The sequence below is a fragment of the Chryseobacterium sp. SIMBA_029 genome (assembly GCF_046535275.1).
Taxonomy (GTDB): domain Bacteria; phylum Bacteroidota; class Bacteroidia; order Flavobacteriales; family Weeksellaceae; genus Chryseobacterium.
This window is the reverse complement of sequence record NZ_JAWRXA010000001.1, coordinates 395770-417831: the sequence shown is the minus strand read 5'-3', so window position 1 is coordinate 417831 and position 22062 is coordinate 395770. Positions and strand designations below refer to the sequence as shown.

Genomic DNA, 22062 nt, shown 5'->3' with positions numbered 1-22062 from the left:
GTCTTTTGAATATTGTAATTTTTAGAAAAAATAAAAATAAAAACATATTCCAAACACTAGTTTTGAATCAAAATTAAGTAAAAAACTTCATTATGAATTCCGAAAAAATCGAAATTTTTGATACCACGCTGAGAGATGGGGAGCAGGTCCCGGGATGCAAGTTGAATAAAGAACAAAAATTAATCATTGCAGAAAGGCTTGATCACCTGGGAATTGATGTTATTGAAGCCGGATTTCCAATTTCCAGCCCAGGAGATTTTGAATCCGTATCAGAAATTTCAAAACTGGTAAAAAATGCTAAAGTTTGTGGGTTAACCAGAGCCAACAAAAAAGATATAGAAGCAGCGGCAGAAGCATTACAATACGCAAAAAGACCCAGAATACATACGGGAATCGGGACTTCAGATTCTCATATCAAATATAAATTCAATTCTACCCGCGAGGATATTTTGGAACGTGCTGTACAGGCTGTAAAATATGCTAAAAGCTTTGTAGAAGATGTAGAATTTTATGCAGAAGATGCCGGCAGAACAGACAATGCGTATCTGGCGAAAGTGTGTGAAGAAGTTATAAAAGTCGGTGCTACGGTACTTAATATACCGGACACAACAGGATATTGTCTGCCGGAAGAATACGGAATGAAAATAAAATACCTCAAAGAAAACGTAAAAGGAATTGAGAACGCTGTTATTTCATGCCATTGCCACAATGATCTGGGATTGGCAACGGCAAACTCTATTGCAGGGATTACCAACGGTGCCAGACAGATTGAATGTACGATTAACGGACTAGGGGAGAGAGCAGGAAACACGGCATTAGAAGAAGTGGTGATGATCCTGAAACAGCATAAAAATTTAAATCTGCATACTAATGTGAATTCCAGGATGCTGAACGAAATGAGCACCCTTGTTTCTGATTTGATGGGGATGCCGGTACAGCCTAATAAAGCAATTGTGGGGGCGAATGCTTTTTCCCACAGCTCGGGAATTCATCAGGATGGCGTGATCAAAAACAGAGCAACGTATGAAATTATTGATCCTGAAGAAGTAGGTGTCAACGAATCATCGATTGTTCTTACCGCAAGAAGCGGGCGTTCTGCACTGGCATACCGCTTTAAAAATATAGGATTTGATATCACTAAAAATGAACTTGATTTTCTGTATCAGGAATTTTTAAAAATCGCGGATATCAAAAAAGAAATCGATAATAATGACCTGCATCTGATCATGAAGTCATTCAACCTTAAAATTGGGTAGAAATTTAACAGGAAAGTATATAATGAACAACAATAAAACACTTTTTGATAAAGTCTGGGATGCCCATGTGGTGGAAGTTATTCCGGATGGGCCACAGATCATTTATATTGATAAACATTTGATCCACGAGGTAACGAGTCCGCAGGCTTTTGCAGAATTGGAATCAAGGAATTTGGAGATATTCAGACCCAAGCAAATTGTCGCTACGGCAGATCATAACGTTCCTACCTTACACCAGGAACTTCCTATCCGGGATGAATCATCGAGAAACCAGGTTGAACAGCTTGCAGAAAACTGTAGAAATAAAAATATTGAATTGTACGGATTAGGCCACCCATATCAAGGGATTGTACACATCATTGCCCCGGAATTAGGCATCACACAACCCGGAATGAGTATCGTCTGCGGAGACAGCCATACTTCCACACACGGTGCTTTTGGAGCTATAGCTTTTGGAATAGGAACGAGCCAGGTAGCACAGGTTTTTGCAAGCCAATGTTTGTTGCTTAATAAACCGAAATCCATGAGAATTACGGTAAATGGGAAGTTAAATGAAAATGTACAGCCCAAAGACGTGATTCTTTATATCATTTCCAAAATCGGAACAGACGGCGGAACCGGATATTTCTGTGAATATGCAGGAAATGTATTTGAAGAAATGTCGATGGAAGGAAGAATGACGATCTGCAATATGAGTATTGAAATGGGAGCACGAGGAGGAATGATTGCTCCGGATGAAATCACATTTGAATATGTCAAAGGAAAGGTTTTTGCCCCTAAAGAAAAAGAATGGGAGAAAAAATTAGCCTATTGGAAGACGCTGAAAACGGACGATAATGCTGTATTTGATAAAGAACTTTCTTTTGATGCTACTGATATACAACCGATGATCACCTATGGAACCAATCCTGGAATGGGTATTCCCATCAACAGTGTTATTCCGGATCCTCGAAATGAATCTGAAGAGAAAGCTTTACAATATATGGGGCTGAAAGCAGGTCAGTCGGCTTCCGATATTAGGGTAAACTATGTATTCATAGGAAGCTGTACGAATGCAAGAATTGAAGATTTCCGGTCAACAGCCCGTTATATTAAAGGAAAAAGTAAGTCTGAAAAAGTAAATGCGCTGATTGTTCCAGGTTCTCAAAGTGTAGTAAAACAGATGTATGAAGAAGGACTTGATAAGATTTTTAATGATGCCGGTTTTCAGATCAGGCAACCCGGATGTTCAGCATGCCTGGCGATGAATGATGATAAGATTCCTGAAGGAGAATATTGTGTTTCCACCTCAAACAGAAATTTTGAAGGGAGACAGGGACAAGGAGCGAGAACGATTCTTGCCAGTCCGCTTACGGCAGCTAAAGCAGCAATAGAAGGGAGAATATCAGCCTTTGAAAGTTTAAACTAACCGATTGATAAAGTAAAAATGCAGAAATTAATCAACATACAGTCACGGGCGGTCCCGTTGCCCGCAGAAAATATAGATACCGACCAGATTATTCCGGCAAGGTTTCTCAAAAGTATTGATAAAAAAGGCTTCGGAAAACATCTCTTTTGTGACTGGAGATATAACGTTCATACCCATGAACCCAATCCGGGGTTTGTATTAAATGACAACCGGTATAAGGGCGAAATATTGGTAGCCGGAAATAACTTCGGATGCGGAAGCAGCCGCGAACATGCAGCCTGGGCGCTGGCAGATTATGGTTTTAAAGTAATCATATCAAGCTATTTTGCTGATATTTTTAAAGGAAATGCTCTCAATAACGGGCTTCTTCCGGTGAAAGTCTCCGAAGAATTTTTAAAAGAAATTCTCAATGAGATTACCGAAAACCCCGAACATGAAATTGCAGTTGATGTAGAAAAGCAAACGATAAGTTTCAAGGATAAAACAGAATATTTTGAACTTGATCCCTATAAAAAAATATGTCTCATGAACGGCTATGATGATATTGATTTTTTAATCAGTAAGAAACAGGCGATACAACAATTCGAACTAGAAACACAAAAAATGTATGAATACTAATTATTTTAAAATAGCCGTTCTTCCCGGAGACGGAATTGGGCCGGAAGTTATTGCGGAAAGCATCAAAACCCTTAATGCAATCGCTGAAGTTTTTCAATACAAATTTCAGTTTACCTATGGATTAATGGGTGCTGAAGCTATTTTTCAAACCGGAAATCCGCTTCCCGACGAAACTTTGGATTTGTGCAGGGATTCTGATGCGGTGCTTTTCGGAGCCATTGGTGATCCTTCGTTCGATAACAATCCGGATGCAAAAGTAAGACCTGAGCAGGGACTTTTAAAACTTCGTAAAGAACTTGGACTTTATGCGAACATCAGGCCTCTTACAACGTATTCTTCACTGATTGATAAAAGTCCGCTGAAAAGAGAAATCATCGAAGGAACGGACATTCAGATTTTCAGAGAACTGGTAAGCGGGATTTACTTTGGGGAAAAGTATACGGAACCGGAAGGAGCGTATGCCTACGATGTTTGCAGATACAGCGCAGAAGATATTATTCCCATTGTACATATGGCTTTTCAGGAGGCGGGGAAAAGAAGAAAAAAACTGACGCTTATTGATAAGGCTAATGTGTTGGAAACATCAAGATTATGGAGAAAGATCTGTCAGGAAATTGCACCGGAATATCCCGAAGTTCAACTCGATTACATGTTTGTAGACAATGCTGCCATGCAGCTGGTTCTTAATCCTAAACAATTCGATGTCATCGTTACCGAAAATATGTTTGGAGATATTATTTCTGATGAAGCAAGTGTTATTGGCGGGTCTATCGGTCTTCTTCCTTCTGCTTCCATTGGTGATAAAAATGCCTTGTTTGAGCCTATCCACGGTTCTTATCCTCAGGCAAAAGGAAAGGGCATTGCAAATCCTGTAGCGTCAATTCTGAGCGCTGCTATGATGCTGGATTATCTGAAATTAAGTGAGGCCGCAGACAGAATAAGAAAATCTGTAGAGTATGCTATTGAAAATAAGTATGTCACAGAAGATCTTAATACGAAACAGTCTTATTCTACGAATGAAGTGGGAAGTTTTATTGCAGATCATATCAAATATTCTGAAAAGTCATATTACAATCTGGAGAATATCAAGATTGGGAAATCAACTATAGTATAAGTTCATTTTAATTAATATATTAGAAAAAAGGTTCTGCCTCGTTTGAGACAGAACCTTTTGAAATTTATTCTTTCGTATTATCGGTTTTTCCTGATTTATTCTTAGAAGATTTTTGAACATCTTCCTTATCAATATCAGGTGGATTGCTTTTTTTAGATGAAGCAGGAATATTCTGAAAATCCTGATTTTGCTTTTTTGTTTCCGAATCGTTAGCCGGTTCAGTCTTTTTATTTTTTCCTTCTGAGTTCATAGCTTTATATTTTAAGAATCAAATCGATCTGGTGATCTGTATTTTCTTCTGTATATCATTCAAAGGCTTTGCCAAAACGAAATATAAATATGAATTTTATTGATTATTTACATAATTAGGTCAATTCCTGTTAATTGAAGTGTTGGATAACGAAAAACTTTTATCTTTTTAAAAGATTCAATGCTTTACATTCCTAAAATCCCCAGTTTTCCGGTTTCGTCTTCTATCTTGTAATTCAATGCTTTTGCCAGTACAAAAATGTTATTTAGATTTTCCATTAACTGTTTGTGTCCTTCATTTCTCAGTTGATTCTGATCGATGGACTTAATCGCAACATCTTTAGCTTTTTGCGTTACATTTTTAATGTCTTTCTCAGAAATTCTATTGAAAAATGAATCATCCATTGATTGAATTTCTACGCTTGGAGTGATTCTTATATCTGCATTGGGAAGTTCAGTAATAATCAGTTTTTTATTAACAGAATCAACCTTTATTTTCATTTGGTTAAGGTCATAAGAAACCTGCGCATTCGTTTTGGTATAGGTGATAATACTGTTGCTTGAAACTTCACTTCCAAGAACCTCATATCCCATTTTTGTTTTCTGCATGCTGGAGGTATTCTGCTCGATAACCACCATTTTATTCATCTTGGAAATTTGGTTGGTCAGAATGTAATAATCAGATTTTTCAGTCTTTCCTCCAAGATTAAAACATGATTTCAATCCCAAAAACAGGAACAATACAATGAGAGCTCCTGCAACAAATGATATAATTACTTTATAATTTTTCAAATCTATTTCTTAAAAATTTCTCTGATTACAGACGTGTCGTCCTTCTTTAAAATTTCCACAAGATCTCTTTCAATATAACCTGTGGTAGGCATTTCTATAATTCGACCAATTTCCTTGCCGTATCTTTGAACAATAATGGTGGGTACTTTTTGAATATTGTGAAGACTTTCCTCTCCGGAAGGAGATTCTTTCTTTCTGTTAACCGCAATAATCGTCAGCTTATTGTCAGGATATTTCAACTCCTCCAAAATTTTCATAAGTCTTGGAAAATCCCTGTGGCTGTCTTCACACCATGTTCCCATGAAAACCATGATAGAATAAGTGTTTATTTTTGCCTTTCTCAGCTCACTGATGGCTTTCTGGTCGATCGCATATTCATCATGTTCTTTCGTATACCAGTCGGCATAAGGTGCTTTAAGGAACTGTTCTTTCAGTTGATTACCCAAAAGCATTTTACCGTCATTTTGAGTTTCAACTTCACGGTTTACCACCACTTTTTGAGCGTTAAACTGCTGAACAGCCAACATCAAACTTGAAAGGGCAACCATATTGGTAATAAATTTTTTCATATTATTTCTCGATAATCGTTTTTAAATCAGCTGGAGAATAGTATTTGTTTTTCAGAACTTTATGGTCTGCTTGTCTATACACATTAAATTTCTCTCCGGATTTTTCATAAAAAGATTCTACTTCTTTTTCTTTATAAAATTCAACGGTTTCTTTTGCCTGATCTTCATTATCACATGCTTTCGACATATTGGAACGCTGAACTTCGTTGAATAGCTCTACAAATTTGCTGCCAAGTCCGAATTCAAGAACCGCACCGCTTAAAACATATTGTAAATCACAAAGAGCATCCGCAATTTCTACGATATTGTTATCTTCAATAGCTTGTTTCAATTCATTAAGTTCTTCCTGTAAAAGTTCTACTCTAAGAGCACATCTTTCAGGAGAAGGGATTTGTGGGGTTTCTAAAATAGGGGCTTTGAAAGTAGTATGGAATTCGGCTACTTGGTTCAGACTATCAATTTTATCCATGAATTTTTTATTTATGGCAAAGATAGAAAACGATTTGTAAATGATAAAATCTATGGGCTAAAATGTGTTACTGAAGGGGAATATGAAGAATATTTTCTGGTCATTCCTATATTTATTAGATATGATTCTCACGCAGATTTTGGAGATTGAGCAGATGATTGTGTTTGAAGGTATTAAAAGGATTTGCGCTATCTGCTTGATCTGCGAGCAATACTAATATTAATAAGAAAAATCCACAGCTGAAAACTGCGGATTTTTGGTTGAAAGTTTTGATGATATTCAATCAGTTATTCTAATTCTTCATATTTCCAGACCCCTGAAATTTCCAAAAGAGTTAATCCCGGCTGCTTTTCTCCATAACTAAATACACAAAAATAGTTCGAGCCGCAAGATGGGCAGCCGGTTCCAAAATATAAAGTGGGTAAATCATTAACCGTTAATTCTCCGAAATGCAGCATTCTGTTTGAAGTTTCTGTAACGATTTTATGTTGTAATAATTCGTTTTTAGATAGTACTTTGTCCTCATGATAAATCTGAAAGATGGGGAATCCGGACTCGTAAGGAACAATTTCAATGGTGTTTTGATAGCTGCAATCACAACAGGTAAATGTGGTTACAGCTGATGGGATAATCTCATCATTGCTGAAAATATTTTTTGCGAGAGAAGCTTTTTCACGAATGCCTATTTTTTTTGTTATTGAATACATCTTGATTTATTTATTACTGGATAACTGTACCTACTAAGCCATTGTATTTTCCACTAGGACTTTTTTTGATGGTGATTTTTACATATCCTTCCTGTGCTAATTTATTCCATGTTTTCTGATAGCCGGTCGCTATATCGATCGGAATTTTCCACATCGTTTGTTTACCGCCACCCACTTGATTAAACCAGGGAATTACATCTGCCGTTTGAGACTTGAAAGGTAATAAATTATTCAAAACATCGATTTCATAATAAAAATCATACGAAGCCTCAGGTTGATTTAATGCTCTTTGTGCAAAAGTATACACGTACCCATTTAATATGGGACTTGTAAAACTCCCTCCCAAATTAGGAATTCCGGTTCCGTCGTAATTACCAATGGCTCCGCTGTATCGGTCAAATTTTTGTCCCGCCTGAAAAGAAACATCATCCACTATGTTATATCCGCCATTGGCAGGTGGCCATCCGCCATTAAGATTATTAGCTTTAAAGAGTGCTTCCAGATTACTCCATTTCCCTTGTTTATATAAATCAAAAGCCTGGTTTCTGATTGTTGGGCTTACGGTTCCGGCAGGGTCATACGTTAAGGCAAATTCATCCGCATTTTTATAAAATACATGCGTGATGGGCCCGGTAGTTTCAATGATCTCTTCATCCCTGTCTGAGCTACAACCAATTGAAAAAGTAGCAATCGTTAAAAAAAAGAAGTACTTAAATAAATGTTTCATATATAAAATTTTAATTATGTAAAAAATAAGTAGAGGTAATCTGGATATCACTATAGGATATCTGCTGAAGAATAGTCCTCTTCCAGTCATCTTGTGACTTCCGGTCTTTTACATAAAAAAATGTTTGGAGATACTGATCATCTGTAACCAATCGTAAAAACGATCTCAGAACTACCCTCTAATAATAAGTTGGGTAAAACAGTACAATAATAGAATGATTTCGAACGATAAATTTAAATCAAAAAATCAAATAATGTATATTTTTTTAAAATAAAATATTATATGTAAATTAATTACAACCATAAGTGTCTTTTTAACAATATATTATACGTTAAAATTATAATGAATTAAGTTATTGGCAATAAAAAGGTTGACGCGTACTTTTAATTAAAGATATGGATCTAAGACTTACAATAAAAAAGGCTGCCCAATCAGGCAGCCTTCCAAGTGTTTGCTCGGTTATTAGTTCTTAATGAATCTCTTACCGTTTTCTCCAATTTGGATCATATAAGCTCCTTTTATAAGGTGACTTACATTAACGGTTCCTCTTTCAAGTTTTCCTGAGTTAATTAGTTTTCCACCCATATCGAAGATTTTATAATCTTCAGATGACGTATTTGAAATAGATAAAATATCTCTTACCGGGTTCGGATATAACTTAATATCCTTATTTAGATCAGCTGTAGTCAACAGATCATTTCTTCCTGAAGAAACGACATTTACAGTATAGTCTTCAACCTGTCCGTACGTAATAGAGCCGCAAGGTGTTGTTGGAGTCGTGCTGTATCTCATGATCACCCTCATTCTTGTTGATCCTAAAGAAGCTGTAGACGGAATAGTAACACTTCCGGTAACCGGAGTCGTCGTAGATCCCGCTTTAGACCAAACAAGCTCTCCGCTGTCTGTAAAACTTCCGTTTTGGTTGTAATCAATGTAAACCGCATAGGCTTCACTGTATACGGTAGAAGTCCAGGTAGGAGTTACAGAAAGGGTGTAAGCACTTCCTCGGGTCACATTAGTAGAAACAGAAGTGAAGTCTTCATATCCTGCAGTTCCTGTAGAGGTGTTATTAATAGTACCGAATTTAACATTTCCAATTCTTTCATCTGCTGTATTGGATGAAGAAGCGGAACAGTAGGTAATAGTGCTTCCTGCAAGAGTAGTTACACTTACTGAATTACTGGAAACAGAAGCGTTTCCTGCTGCATCTTTTGCTTTAATGGTAAAAGTATAAGTCGTTGAAGGGCTTAAACCTGCTACGGTATACGCTGCAGACGCAGTAGAACCAATCAGGGAAGTACCTTGATAAACATCGTATCCTGTAACTCCTATATTGTCTGTTGCTCCGCTCCAGGAAAGATTCGTGGTTGAAGAAGTCGTTCCCGATGCAGCCAGAACAGGAGCGGTAGGCGCTACGGTATCTGTTGTGCCTGAACCTGCATTTACAGTAATGTTTGCATTGTTCACATCAAAAAATATGTGGTTGGAACCTTTTACCATTAATCTTCCGGTAGTGGTAGAAGAATTTGGAATGGTAACAGCCTGAGTTCCGTCATTTGGAGTTCCGGCCAGTAGAGTAGTCCATGTATTTCCGTTATCGGTTGACCAAAGAATATCTACATTGGCAGCATTCACGCCATTGGCTGTTGTACCTGCAACACTCCATGTTACAGTCTGTGAAGTTCCACCTGTGTAAGTTGTTGCTGAATTTTGTGAAGTAATACTGAAAGGTCCCGCAGTTCCATTAACAGTGATCACAGCATCATCGGAGTTATTAGCAGATCCACCAGCTCTGTTGTCGCGAACTGTGAATCTGAAATTCAGCGTTCTGGCTACAGAAGGAAGGGCTTCAACCGTGATTTCCGAACCGGCTGTTGTGGTCGCTCCTGTTAAAACAGAAGTCATTCTTGGAAAATATCGGGTCGGAGAGGTTGTGGGAGTCCACGATCTGAAAGTAGGACCTGTAGTTTTTGTTGCAGTTGCTGCGGAACTGGCTCCCGTTTGAGAAGATGAAGCATTATCCATCTGTTCCCAGATATAAGTCAATGAGTCACCGTTCGCATCTGTTCCGGTTCCTGTCAACATGAATGGAGTTCCTTTAGGAATAGTATAGTCTAACCCTGCGCCTGCCGTCGGAATTGAATTTCCGGTGGAAGTGTTTACAGAACATGTTTTAGCTTTAATATTATTGGTGATTTGCTGGATGCTTATCGCATGGAAGAAAGCATCGGAATGGGGTTGAATATCCTGAGCTGTAATTCCTGCATAGCCCATAATGGTTGACCCGGAGCCCGGTTCCATATTAGCACCTGTTCCTTCGTTATTCATTGAGAAGGTATGGTTTCCTCCAAACTGGTGGCCCATTTCGTGGGCAACGTAATCAATATCGAAATTATCTCCTGAAGGAATAGCGTCAGCAGGTGAAGTATAACCGCTTCCTTTTGATCCATTCGTACAGATACAACCGATACATCCGGCATTTCCGCCACCTCCTGAAGCGCCAAACAAGTGTCCGATATCATAATTGGCTTCACCGATAACAGAAGTTAAGGTTGATTGAAGCTGAGAATTCCAGCTGCTCATTCCTGAAGCTGCCGAATAGGGATCCGTAGAAGCATTGGTGTAAATTACAGCATCATTATTGGCAATTAATACCATTCTGGCTGCAAAATCTTTTTCAAAAACTCCGTTAACACGGGTCATGGTGTTATTCATTGCTGCTAAAGCATTTGCTTTTGTTCCTCCGAAATAAGTAGTGTATTCTCCTGTAGAGGATAGTGCCAGTCTGAAGGTTCTTAATTGGGCATCATCTGCATTAGGTCTTGCAGTAAGGTTCATACCGGCAGTTCCTTTTTGGGCTACGTCAATTACCTTACATTCGAATTTATTAAGGTCATCTTTTTTATCAGACTTTTTATAAACAACGTAGGCGGACAAATCCTTTGTGTAAGGTTCAATAAAAACCGCAGATTTGTCGCCGTAAATTTCCATGGAAGACAGGCCGAGTGGTGAAATACTGAAGTATACGGTAGAGTTTGAATCGCCCAGGCCTTCACCTACATAAGATTTGATATCAGGATATCTTGCGGCAAGCTCAGGAGCGAAATTTGAATTCTCTCTGACTTTGAAATTTTCCATTTTTCCTTCAGAATTCGGAAAAGAAATGATAGTCTCTGATTTTTGTCCTGCTGCAACTCTCTTGGGAGCTTTTGCAAGTGCGCTTTTCAACCCATTAAAATCAAGGCTGAAGATCTTTGGATTGTTGATGTTGGTCTTATTCTCAAAAATCTCTGATGGTGTTCTTTTTGAGCTTTCAGTCCAAAGTCGGTCGGTCTGCGCGAATGAAATGCCTGAGATAAGAAGCATTCCAATCATGGATAACTGTTTTTTCATATAAAATTTATTTTGATTGTGGTATATCAAAGCTAATAAAAAATATATTACGAAAAACAAAATTTTTTAAGAAAATTTTAGACTTCATCCGTAAAATATTATGCTATACATTGAATATAATTAAAAAGTCTTTGTCTCTTAAAAAGAAAATAGCACACGCAAAATACGTGTGCTACTTGATTATTAACAAAATAATTCTAAATTACATTTTGTCGTCGGCGGTCGGTCCGTATAAGCCGGGAACTTTATTTCCGGTAGATCTTAAATACACAACCAATTCACCTCGGTGATGGTATAAGTGGTTAAACAAAAAACCACGGATTACCTGAATCTTTTGAGTAGGAGGGAATAGAACGTTTCCGTTCATTTCCATTTTCCATTCATTGAAATAAGTACCCTCATCAGAATTTTCTAAAACCTCCTTGGCTTTGGCAACATTCTCTTCAAATTTAGCAACAATATTTTCAGCTTTAGAAATATCACCTTTATCGTACTGATAAGATCCCATATCAAAAACATCTTTATTGAATGTGTCTGTATACCAATTGTATACTTCTGCAATATGGGAGGCAAGCTGGCCGGTTGTCCAGTTTTTCTCAGAAGGTTTCCATTCTAAAGCAGTATCGGGAATTGCTTTTAAAATTTTTCTGGTGTTTTCCGCTTCATGCAGAAATTCACCTAAAAGGGCTTTTTTAATCATTTATTTGGTTTTTAAAAAAAAATTATCTTGTAATATCTCTTCCTATAACAAGTCTTTGGATTTCAGAAGTTCCTTCACCAATAGTACACAGTTTAGAATCTCTGTAGAATTTCTCAACAGGGAAATCTTTGGTATATCCGTAACCTCCGAAAATCTGTACTGCATTATTAGAAATTCTCACACAAGCTTCAGAAGCATATAATTTTGCCATTGCTCCTTCTTTTGTCATTTTTTGTTTAGCATTTTTCAATGTTGAAGCTCTCTGAATAAGAAGTTCTGCAGCATCAATTTCTGTTGCCATATCTGCAAGCATGAAATTCACGGCTTGAAATTCTGAAATAGGCTTTCCAAACTGGTGTCTTTCTTTAGCATATTTTAAAGCAGCTTTGTAAGCTCCTCTTGCCGTTCCTAAACTTAAAGCTGCAATAGAAATTCGGCCGCCATCCAAAATTTTCATGGCTTGCTTAAATCCTTCTCCAACTTCTCCTAAACGGTGTGAATCCGGAACGCGAACACTGTCAAAAATAAGCTCTGCAGTTTCTGAAGCACGCATTCCTAATTTATTTTCTTTTTTACCTGAAGAAAAACCAGGCATTCCTTTTTCCAATACGAAAGCAGTAGAATTGTTTTTTGCTCCAATTTCTCCTGTTCTTGTCATTACCACAGCAATATCTCCTGAAATAGCATGGGTGATAAAGTTTTTGGCACCGCTGATTATCCATTCGTCACCATCTCTCACTGCAGTCGTAGACATCCCTCCGGAATCTGAACCTGTATTGTGTTCTGTTAATCCCCAGGCTCCGATTACTTTTCCGGTTGCCAACTGTGGAAGCCACTTGTTTCTCTGATCTTCATTTCCGAATTCATAAATATGATTGGTGCAAAGTGAGTTGTGTGCTGCTACAGAAAGTCCAATAGAAGGATCTACCTGAGAAATTTCGTCCAGAATGGCAACATATTCATGATAGCCTAGACCTGAACCTCCATATTGTTCCGGAACAACAACACCCATAAAACCCATTTCTCCTAACTGGTGAAATAAATCTTTTGGGAAAGTCTGGCTTTCGTCCCATTCCATAATGTTCGGTCTGATATTTTTCTCAGCAAACTCTCTTGCTGTTTCAGCGATCATTTTAATGTTGTCAATAGTCTCTGTATTCATATAGATAATAGTTAATTGCCAAAGATAACCAAATTGACGGAAAGCCAAAAAAATTATTTCACACATAGCGTCATATCCTTAATAATTTAAATATCAGTTTCTTATATTTTGCTATTTAATGTTTTGTTAATAAACTTTTTGCAGTTTTGGTTATTTTAATTTACTATTTTAGCTTCCCAATTTTTAAAGAATGAAAAAAATTCTACTTCCTATTATTTTATTTTCGTCATTTTTTTCCGCGCAGGCTCCTGCAGGATACTATGATGGAACAGCTGGATTAACCGGATATGCCCTGAAAGCAAAAATTCATACGATTATTGCACAAAATACAATCAGCTGGCATTATGGAGACCTTCCTAATTATTATAACCAAACTGATCTGGATAAATATTATGACCACGATGCCACCAATACGACCTATTTATTAGATCTTTATTCGGAAATTCCGTCAGGTCCGGATGCTTATGAGTACATATCAACACAGTTGATTTCCGGTGCCGGTGCAGAAGGATTAGGGTATAACAGAGAGCACATGATGCCACAAAGTACTTTTAGTACGAGCTCTAGTGTGAGTGATTATCCTATGTATTCTGATTTGAATTTTCTGATTCCTGTAGATGCACGAATCAATCAGTTAAGAAATAATTATCCTTATGGAGTTGGAGGAAATACCAATTTTTATGTTTTTACCAACGGATCACGGATAAGCAACGGATCAATTCCCAATTATCCTTATGTAGGAAGGGTTTATGAACCTATTAATGAGTTTAAAGGGGATATTGCCCGTACGTTATTATATTTTGCGGTACGATATGAAGGGAAATTAGGTTCATTCAATACCGCCTACACAACTTCCGCAAATATAACTCCTGCTACCGATCAATGTCCGCTTGATGGCACAGAAGAAAGAGCTATCGATTTACCTTATATTGAAATGCTGAAACAGTGGAGCGCTCTAGATCCCGTTTCTCAGCGAGAAATCGACAGGAACAATGCTGTCTATGCTATTCAAAAAAATAGAAATCCTTTTATTGATCATCCGGAATGGGTGAATATAGTCTGGTCCGAAACACCGGATGGTATTGCTCCATTGGCTCCGACTTCATTAACATCAACTCAGCAGAATGCTAATTTCGTAACACTTAACTGGGGTGCTACTTCGGATACGGATATATTAGGATACAGAATCTATATGAATGGTTCCGCAACACCGGTTGCTACCACTAAAAATACATCTATAAGCATCGATCATCTGGATCCGTCCACCACTTATACTTTTACTGTCAAAGCTTTTGATAAGGGATATTTAGAGTCACCTTTCAGTAATGTAGCTACTGCGGTTACTTTGCCTTCAGATTCTTATTCCAAAGATCTTATGATTGTAAAGTATATTGAGGGTTCAGGAAATAATAAAGCCCTGGAAATCGTTAATAAAACCGGTCATGAAGTTAATTTAAATAACTACAGGATCAATATTCACCTGAAAAATCCATCCACCGGAAACTTTTATAATGCAGATACTTATGAATTAGAAGGGAAGGTTGGAAATAATGAGAGTTTTGTTATCCTGAATCCCAATGCTACATTATCATGCTATTCTAATAGTCAGGCAAAATTTGTGACCGCTTCAGATCCTATGACCTTTACAGGAGAAAATTATGTTGAGCTGGCTTATAATAAAACTCTTACTGTAGATGCAATTGGGGTGAAATACACAAGTAACAGCAATGCAAATATTTCTCTGTACAGGAAAGCAGCCATCAACCAGCCAACAACTACATTCAACAGCAGCGAATGGGATTCTTATCCAATCAACTACTGTCTCAACTTAGGAAGCACGCTGTCTGCCTCTGATTGGGTTGCCGGAAATGAAGAATTTACAATATATCCGAATCCGGTAAATGAGAATATCTTTGTGAATGGTAAAACGGAGGGAATTAAAGATGCAAAAATCTTAGATTTCTCAGGAAGACTCATGTATTCCGAAAAAAATCCGTTTAAAAATAAGAAGAATATTTCTGTACAGAATATCAGTGCAGGAAATTATTTACTACAGCTGGACGGCAAGACATATCCGTTTATTAAAAAATAATTTCAACTACTTTTTTAAAAGACAGATGGTTGTATAAACCGTAAAAACCTTGTATTTAATGCATAATTGATATAAGCAGATTCACTAATAATTAATATCTATAAGTGTTTCTGCTTATATCTTTTATTTATAAGTAATTATGCTTATATTTGCAAAATGATAGCGGTCATTACCGGTGATATTATAAATTCGCAGCACGCAGACACTGAAGTTTGGATCACCAAACTAAAGAATCTCCTAGAATCCTGGGGGAGCTCACCCCTAACATGGGAAATTTACAGAGGAGACGAATTCCAGTTTAAATGTAATATTGATGTCGTTTTCTGGCGTTTTTTAGCCATAAAATCTCTTATAAGAAGTCAGGAAAATTTAGATGTAAGAATCGCCATAGGAATCGGTGAAGAAAATTTCTCCTCAGAGAAAATCACGGAATCCAATGGAACCGCTTATGTACATTCCGGACGATTACTGGATGAACTGAAAAGTGACGGACATACCGTTTCTATTAAAACTTCCAATGAATCTGTAGACCGGGATCTTAATATCCTACTGAAATGGTCTTCCAAAGACTTTGACAGCTGGACGATGGCTACTGCAGAAATCATTCATGAAATGATCATGAATAAGGACAACACTCAGGAAGATCTCGCAAAGAAATTTGCAATTTCTCAATCCTCAGTAAGTCAACGATTGAAACGGGCTAATTACGAGCTTATCATAGAAACTAATCAATATTTTAGAAAGAAAATTTCGGAACTGTAAAAATGATTTTCACTAAACTCATATTGGCTCACCTACTCGGAGATTTTGTTCTTCAGCCAGATTCATGGGTTGCAGATAAAGAAAACCGCAAGCTGAAAAGCAAGTATCTGTATTTTCACGTTATCATTCATACTGTTCTCAGCTTTATATTCCTTTGGGATTTGCAGCTTTGGTGGGTAGCTGTTTTGGTGGGAGTTTCCCATTTCATTATCGATGCCTGCAAGCTTATTTTCCAAAAGATAAAAACTAAAAAAAGATGGTTTTTAATAGACCAGCTTCTTCATATCCTGGTTATTGCAGGAGTTTCATTCTATTTTCAGGAATTTAATTTTGATTTTTTAGAAAATCAGAACTTCTTGAAAATACTTATAGCCGTCCTGTTTTTAACCACTCCGGCTTCAATTTTTATTAAAATTTTACTGTCTTCATGGACGCCGGTTCCGGAGACCAATAATACAATACAAACCGAATCTTTAGCAAGTGCAGGAAAATATATCGGAATTTTAGAACGTTTATTAGTCTTCACTTTTATTATGGTAAACCACTGGGAAGGAGTGGGGTTTATGGTCGCTGCAAAATCTGTTTTCAGATTCAGTGATCTGGCACAGGCCAAACAAAGAAAATTAACGGAGTATGTACTGATCGGCACGCTCTTAAGCTTTGGAATGGCTGTTTTGATTGGAATTTTAATTCAATAATATAAATCTAACTATAAAGACAATTTTAGAAAATGGAAAAGAAAGAAATGTTGTACGAAGGTAAAGCGAAACAAGTTTTTGCTACCGATAACCCTGATCAAGTAGTCGTACGTTTTAAAGACGATGCTACAGCATTTAATGCTCAAAAAAGAGGGCAGGTTGATTTGAAAGGCGAAATGAACAACGCGATCACGACCCTTATCTTTGAATACTTAAATGAAAAAGGGATCAAAACTCATTTCATTAAACAATTGGACGAGAGAGAGCAATTGGTAAAAAAAGTGTCTATTATTCCTTTAGAAATGGTGGTAAGAAACTATTCTGCAGGAAGTATGGCACAGAGACTAGGAGTAGAAGAAGGAATCAAATCTCCGGTAACGATTTTTGATATCTGCTACAAAAAAGATGAATTAGGAGATCCGCTTATCAATGATCATCATGCTGTGTTCTTAGGGGCTGCAACGTATGAAGAACTTGCTGAGATGTATAAACTGACAGCTGAGATCAACGAAATCCTGATCGATCTTTTTGATAAAATGAATATCATCCTTGTTGATTTCAAAATCGAATTGGGTAAAACTTCAGACGGTGAAATCATCCTAGCTGACGAAATTTCTCCTGATACCTGCAGACTGTGGGATAAGGATACAATGAAAAAATTAGATAAAGACCGTTTCCGTAGAGATTTGGGAGAGGTAACTGAAGCATATGTTGAGATCTACAACAGATTGAAGACATTGCTTGCTAAATAATTGAAGCTTAAAGCCAGAAGTTGGCAGCTGGAAGTCCGTAGAAATCAAAAGAAGTTTATCATACAGCTTCGGATTTCAGATTTCCAGCTTCCATCATTATAATTTAGAAAAAATAGAAATGAAAAGTTTAGACATTCATAAAAGTGAATATTTAAAACAATTTAAAGACCAGCCTTACGGAAGAAATCTCTTCAGAACGCAGGACGAAGAAAGACTGGATGCTCCCAATGAGGAATGCGGTATTTTCGGAATGTATTCTGATGATGATCTTGATACATTTTCTCTTTCGCAGTTCGGGCTTTTTGCTTTACAGCACAGAGGCCAGGAAGCATGTGGTATTTCTGTTTTGAAAAACGGAAAGATCAATAACCTGAAAGATGAAGGATTGGTTTTAGATGTTTATAAAGAAATCCAGGATCCGGAAGCTTTTATGGGAAATTCTGCAATTGGGCATACCCGTTATACCACTGCAGGAGACAAAAAAAAGTATAATTTTCAGCCGTTTTTTGCCAAAAATGAATATGATCAGATTATACTTTCTATTGCACATAACGGTAACCTTACCAATGCAAGAGAATTAAAAAATGAATTGGAAGCAGAAGGGGTCGTATTCAGAGCCACTTCGGATTCCGAGGTTATTTTAAGATTAATTCAAAAAAATCTTGACCTTGGATTGCGTGCTGCTATCAAAGCAACCATGGAAAAAATTGAAGGTGCTTATTCTGTGGTAGGAATGACGAGAAATAAATTCTTTGCATTCCGTGATTTCAATGGAATCCGTCCTTTAGTATTAGGAGCAGTCAATGAAAATACTTACGTTGTTGCTTCAGAATCTGTAGCATTAGATGCCGTAGGTGCTCAGTATGTAAGAGATATTTTACCGGGAGAAATCATTTATACCAATGAAAATGAGCCTGGAAAACTTAATTCTTACATGGTTAATGAAGAAAAAGGAAAACAAAGAATCTGTTCTTTTGAATATATTTACTTTGCAAGACCCGATTCTACATTAGAAAATATCAATGTTTACGAAATCAGAGAAAAATCTGGTGAGAAAATATGGGAGCAGGCGCCCGTAGATGCTGATATCGTGATTGGAGTTCCGGATTCCGGAGTTCCGGCTGCTATCGGTTTTTCAAAGGCTTCAGGAATACCTTTCCGTCCTGTTTTAATTAAAAACAGATACATCGGAAGAAGTTTCATCGTTCCTACACAGGAAATGAGAGAAAGGGTAGTGAACCTTAAGCTGAACCCGATCATCTCAGAGATTAAAGATAAAAGAGTAGTGATCATAGACGACTCTATCGTTCGTGGAACCACATCAAAGAGACTGGTAAAAATCTTAAAAGATGCAGGGGTAAAAGAGATTCATTTCAGAAGTGTTTCTCCGCCGATTATAGCACCTTGTTATCTGGGGATTGATACACCGTCAAAAGATGACCTGATCTCTGCAAATATGACTACTGAAGAGCTTAGAGATTATCTGGGAGTAGATTCTTTAGAATTTTTAAGTACAGAAAACTTAAAAGAAATCTTGGGATCTTCTAACCATTGTTTCGGATGCTTTACAGAAGAATATCCAGTAGAAAAAGGAGAAGAAATAGAACTATTCAATTAATCATTGAATTACCATAAAAAATGAAAAGGTCAGGTTTAATAATAAGCCTGACCTTTTCTATAGAAGTTAAAAAATTGGTTTTTAAAACTTATAATTTAAACCCAGTTGAAATACTCTGTGGTTTAATGGATCTGTACCTTCCGGCTTACTGTTTCTCATGTCAGTAAGACTGTTTACATATCTTGCATTGATTCCTAAATGCGGAGTGAAATCATATCCTAATCCTAGACCAAGACCCAGGTTGAATTTATTCACATCGTCCTTATTAAGGTCTTCAGAGTGAGATGATGTTTGGGTGGTAGTAACTCCTGCTGTAGTAGTAGAAATCGTTTGATCTCCTTTAGTTTTACCATCTAGGAAATAACTGAATTCAGGACCTGCTTCAATATAAAAATTACGGGTAGGTCTCATTTGAAGCATCAACGGAACTGAAACATAGTTCATCGTTATTTTATCCTCATTTTTCGTTTTTACATTGGTTGCTCCCGTTGTTACATCTGTAGACGAAAGAACACTTCTTGCTCCTAATTGGTTGTATAGTACCTCCGGTTGAATACTAAATTTTTCAGAAAGTGGAATATTAACAAACACCCCAGCATGAAATCCAATTTTTTGATTGTTAAGGCTTAATTCCTGCGAATTGAATGAAGCCGCATTTCCTCCTCCTTTAATACCAAATCTAATAGGTGGCTTTTCTTGTTTAAGTGGAGCCGCTGCTACTGTTTTTGTTTCCGTTTCTTGAGCAAATGCTAATGTGCCAACGACCATTGCTAGTCCTAGGAATAACTTATTCATAATTTCGTTTTTTAAATTTTACTATTTAATTTTTATCCGAATATTCATCCAGACAGGATTTATTTTGCAAATTTCTTGCCAAAGTCTCTAATCCTTGATTAATAGGCCTTTGTAAGCCTGTTTAGGGTTGAAGAAATGTTTGTATTCTTTTTAAATTTAAAAAGTATGAACAAAAAAACTGGATTTTAATTGAACTTTTAATGAATATAATTGAGTTTTATTGACAGATTTTTTTACTTGAAAAATATTCTAATTCTTATACAAAAAGAGCAGCCTTATTAATAAACCTGCTCATTATTACTATTTTTTTAATATGCTATTTAAATTTATAAGCTACACCAACCTGAAATGTATTATTTCTCACTGCATCTACAGTATTATGTTTATAGATGTCCGTTAATCCTGCTGTAAATCTTGCAGTAGCTCCAAAATTAGAAGTGAAGAAATAACCGGCTCCAATACCTATTCCCATATTGAATGTATTATAATAATCTTTAATGATTTTTCTGTTGCTGCTGCTTGAAATTATACTGATATTGTTTCCCGAAGTTGTTGTTTCAGTCCAGCTGTCTTCTGTTTTTCCTCCTAATAATAATCCGAATTCCGGACCTGCTTCTACATAAAGATTGGGAAGAATATTATATTGAAGTATAACAGGCAGCGATAAATATCCTAATGTCAGGGAACCGTTATTTTTCATTCTTACTACAGTGCCGGGAAGATCATAGCGGGTATCAATTTCTATTTTAGAACCTACCTGGTTATAGGAAAGTTCAGGCTGAAGACTGAATTTGCCGGCAATTGGGATATTTGCAAAATTCCTGCATTGAATCCTACTTTAGGTTTGTTGTCTTTGTAGTTATAGCTGTTAGTGATGGTTGAAACATTAAGACCTCCTTTTACTCCGAATGTTACAGGATTTGAAGATTTTGATGGTGTGTTTTGCTGTGCAGATACCAGAGAACATCCAATTAATGATGCTCCTAAGATTAATTTTTTCATAGTTATTGCTGATTATATGTTTAATTTGCCTTTTCCTGAGTGCAAATTTCTTACCGAAAACAGAGTTGTTGATATAAGTCATATCCCGTTTGGAAGACGCAATAACTGATGATATTGAATTGTGCTTGGTATTCAATCAATTAAATAGATAAACAAAAAAAGGCCAGCTTTAACAAGTAAAACTGGTCTTTCTATTGAATTTAAAATTTGTTACTGAATGTTGTAGTGCTTATTATTTGAATTTATAAGCTAATCCTACTTGGAATACGTTGTTTCTTACAGCATCTCCAGAATTATCTTTGTAGATATCTGTAACTCCAGCTGTATATCTAACAGTAAGTCCTAAGTTTTGAGTGAAATAATACCCTGCACCAATACCAATACCTAAGTTAAATGTATTGAAATCATCTTTGTTAAGAGATGCTGTTTGGCTAGAGTTGGTATTTCCGTTCGTAGAATTTTTAAATTTGTCTTTAGCACTTACCAAGAATCCGAATTCCGGACCTGCTTCTAAATAAAGGTTAGGAAGTGCGTTGTACTGGAACATTACCGGTACTGCGATATATCCTAAATTTCTAGAATAATCTGCTTTGTAGGTGTTTCCTCCTGCTGTAAGTTCTCTTGTTACTTTTGATCCCAGATCATTATAAATAACCTCTGGCTGTATACTAAAAGAACTTGCTATTGGAATGTTTGCAAAAACACCAGCGTTAAATCCGATTTTTGATTTTGAATCGCTTAAATCAGCTCCATTTGAAAGTGAAGAAACGTTCATTCCACCTTTTACCCCAAATGTAACTGGGTTTGAAGATGAAGTAGGTGTTGTTTGAGCGAATGCTAACGAACTTGCAGTTACTGCTAATCCTAAAATTAACTTTTTCATAACTTAATTTTTTTATTTTTTACTATTCTAATTCTAAATTTTACTACTGTCAATTTTCTGTTGACGCAGAGTATCTTTCAAATTGCTTGCCAAAAATAATTTTTATGATAAAAGTCAGTGTTAAATTAAATTGTTAAATAAATGATTTTGCTTGTAAAATACTGATTATCATTTTTTTATTTAATTAATTAAACGTTTGTTTAGAAACTTTATAAATAATTATTTCTCGAAAAAGCAGTTTTTCATAAAACTTTACTAAAAAACATACAGAATAAGATAATTTATTAACATTCATC

22 protein-coding genes are annotated in these 22062 nt (G+C 36.5%); 9 read left to right on the top strand and 13 right to left on the bottom strand.

What is annotated here, in order from left to right; translation table 11 throughout:
• Positions 1–92: 92 nt before the first annotated feature.
• From SB679_RS02040 to leuB, 4 genes are read left to right on the top strand one after another with little or no spacing between them, the layout of a single operon-like run.
• The gene (locus tag SB679_RS02040; RefSeq protein WP_410700580.1) at positions 93–1256 is read left to right on the top strand and encodes a 2-isopropylmalate synthase; all 1164 of its coding nucleotides are present in this window, start codon (positions 93–95) and stop codon (positions 1254–1256) included.
• A 22-nt stretch (positions 1257–1278) separates the two neighbouring features.
• Positions 1279–2664, top strand: coding sequence for a 3-isopropylmalate dehydratase large subunit (gene leuC / locus SB679_RS02035; RefSeq protein WP_410700579.1), 1386 nt, complete (start codon positions 1279–1281; stop codon positions 2662–2664).
• 18 nt (positions 2665–2682) lie between these two features.
• Positions 2683–3282 carry a 3-isopropylmalate dehydratase small subunit gene (gene leuD, locus SB679_RS02030; RefSeq protein ID WP_410700578.1) on the top strand — a complete coding sequence of 200 codons (600 nt, stop codon included), beginning with the start codon at positions 2683–2685 and terminating at the stop codon, positions 3280–3282.
• Complete coding sequence (leuB, locus tag SB679_RS02025; protein WP_410700577.1) at positions 3272–4396, top strand: 3-isopropylmalate dehydrogenase; 1125 nt, start codon at positions 3272–3274, stop codon at positions 4394–4396. The genes leuD and leuB overlap by 11 nt, the downstream gene beginning before the upstream one ends.
• Positions 4397–4460: 64 nt before the next feature.
• Here the strand turns inward: leuB and SB679_RS02020 are convergent, their stop codons facing one another.
• The 9 genes from SB679_RS02020 to SB679_RS01980 form a co-directional block, all read right to left on the bottom strand.
• Positions 4461–4646 (bottom strand): hypothetical protein, encoded by a 186-nt coding sequence (locus tag SB679_RS02020; protein WP_410700576.1) that lies wholly within the window; start codon positions 4644–4646, stop codon positions 4461–4463.
• 185 nt (positions 4647–4831) lie between these two features.
• Positions 4832–5437 (bottom strand): DUF4230 domain-containing protein, encoded by a 606-nt coding sequence (locus SB679_RS02015; RefSeq protein WP_410700575.1) that lies wholly within the window; start codon positions 5435–5437, stop codon positions 4832–4834.
• Between the two features lie 2 nt (positions 5438–5439).
• Positions 5440–6006 (bottom strand): TlpA family protein disulfide reductase, encoded by a 567-nt coding sequence (locus SB679_RS02010; RefSeq protein WP_410700574.1) that lies wholly within the window; start codon positions 6004–6006, stop codon positions 5440–5442.
• A 1-nt stretch (position 6007) separates the two neighbouring features.
• Positions 6008–6475: a nucleoside triphosphate pyrophosphohydrolase family protein gene (locus SB679_RS02005; protein WP_034711166.1), complete on the bottom strand. Its 468-nt coding sequence runs from the start codon at positions 6473–6475 to the stop codon at positions 6008–6010.
• A 287-nt stretch (positions 6476–6762) separates the two neighbouring features.
• Positions 6763–7182 (bottom strand): hypothetical protein, encoded by a 420-nt coding sequence (locus SB679_RS02000; protein ID WP_410700573.1) that lies wholly within the window; start codon positions 7180–7182, stop codon positions 6763–6765.
• 13 nt (positions 7183–7195) lie between these two features.
• A complete protein-coding gene (locus SB679_RS01995; protein WP_410700572.1) occupies positions 7196–7909 on the bottom strand; it encodes a hypothetical protein in 714 nt (237 codons plus the stop codon).
• Between the two features lie 462 nt (positions 7910–8371).
• Positions 8372–11302 carry a reprolysin-like metallopeptidase gene (locus SB679_RS01990; protein WP_410700571.1) on the bottom strand — a complete coding sequence of 977 codons (2931 nt, stop codon included), beginning with the start codon at positions 11300–11302 and terminating at the stop codon, positions 8372–8374.
• Between the two features lie 202 nt (positions 11303–11504).
• Positions 11505–12002 carry a DinB family protein gene (locus SB679_RS01985; RefSeq protein WP_317739731.1) on the bottom strand — a complete coding sequence of 166 codons (498 nt, stop codon included), beginning with the start codon at positions 12000–12002 and terminating at the stop codon, positions 11505–11507.
• 22 nt (positions 12003–12024) lie between these two features.
• The gene (locus SB679_RS01980; protein WP_410700570.1) at positions 12025–13164 is read right to left on the bottom strand and encodes an acyl-CoA dehydrogenase family protein; all 1140 of its coding nucleotides are present in this window, start codon (positions 13162–13164) and stop codon (positions 12025–12027) included.
• 190 nt (positions 13165–13354) lie between these two features.
• Here SB679_RS01980 and SB679_RS01975 point away from each other — a divergent pair, with 190 nt between their 5' ends.
• The 5 genes from SB679_RS01975 to purF all read left to right on the top strand — a co-directional run bounded on the left by SB679_RS01975 (position 13355) and on the right by purF (position 19086).
• Positions 13355–15256, top strand: coding sequence for an endonuclease (locus tag SB679_RS01975; RefSeq protein WP_410700568.1), 1902 nt, complete (start codon positions 13355–13357; stop codon positions 15254–15256).
• Positions 15257–15412: 156 nt separating this feature from the next.
• On the top strand, positions 15413–16018 hold the full coding sequence (locus SB679_RS01970) for a SatD family protein (protein WP_317739734.1): 606 nt from the start codon (positions 15413–15415) through the stop codon (positions 16016–16018).
• Positions 16019–16020: 2 nt separating this feature from the next.
• Entirely contained in the window at positions 16021–16716 is a 696-nt protein-coding gene (locus tag SB679_RS01965; protein WP_410700567.1) for a DUF3307 domain-containing protein, read from the top strand.
• A gap of 32 nt (positions 16717–16748) precedes the next feature.
• Entirely contained in the window at positions 16749–17468 is a 720-nt protein-coding gene (gene purC, locus SB679_RS01960) for a phosphoribosylaminoimidazolesuccinocarboxamide synthase (RefSeq protein WP_410700565.1), read from the top strand.
• 118 nt (positions 17469–17586) lie between these two features.
• On the top strand, positions 17587–19086 hold the full coding sequence (gene purF / locus SB679_RS01955; protein WP_034711188.1) for an amidophosphoribosyltransferase: 1500 nt from the start codon (positions 17587–17589) through the stop codon (positions 19084–19086).
• An 81-nt stretch (positions 19087–19167) separates the two neighbouring features.
• On the opposite strand, the gene SB679_RS01950 is transcribed toward purF, so the two are convergent.
• The 4 genes from SB679_RS01950 to SB679_RS01935 form a co-directional block, all read right to left on the bottom strand.
• Positions 19168–19881 carry a porin family protein gene (locus SB679_RS01950; protein WP_410700563.1) on the bottom strand — a complete coding sequence of 238 codons (714 nt, stop codon included), beginning with the start codon at positions 19879–19881 and terminating at the stop codon, positions 19168–19170.
• A 316-nt stretch (positions 19882–20197) separates the two neighbouring features.
• A complete protein-coding gene (locus tag SB679_RS01945; protein WP_410700785.1) occupies positions 20198–20683 on the bottom strand; it encodes a porin family protein in 486 nt (161 codons plus the stop codon).
• Complete coding sequence (locus SB679_RS01940; protein WP_410700561.1) at positions 20635–20883, bottom strand: hypothetical protein; 249 nt, start codon at positions 20881–20883, stop codon at positions 20635–20637. The genes SB679_RS01945 and SB679_RS01940 overlap by 49 nt, the downstream gene beginning before the upstream one ends.
• A gap of 232 nt (positions 20884–21115) precedes the next feature.
• Entirely contained in the window at positions 21116–21766 is a 651-nt protein-coding gene (locus SB679_RS01935; protein WP_410700559.1) for a porin family protein, read from the bottom strand.
• Between the last annotated feature and the right edge of the window lie 296 nt (positions 21767–22062).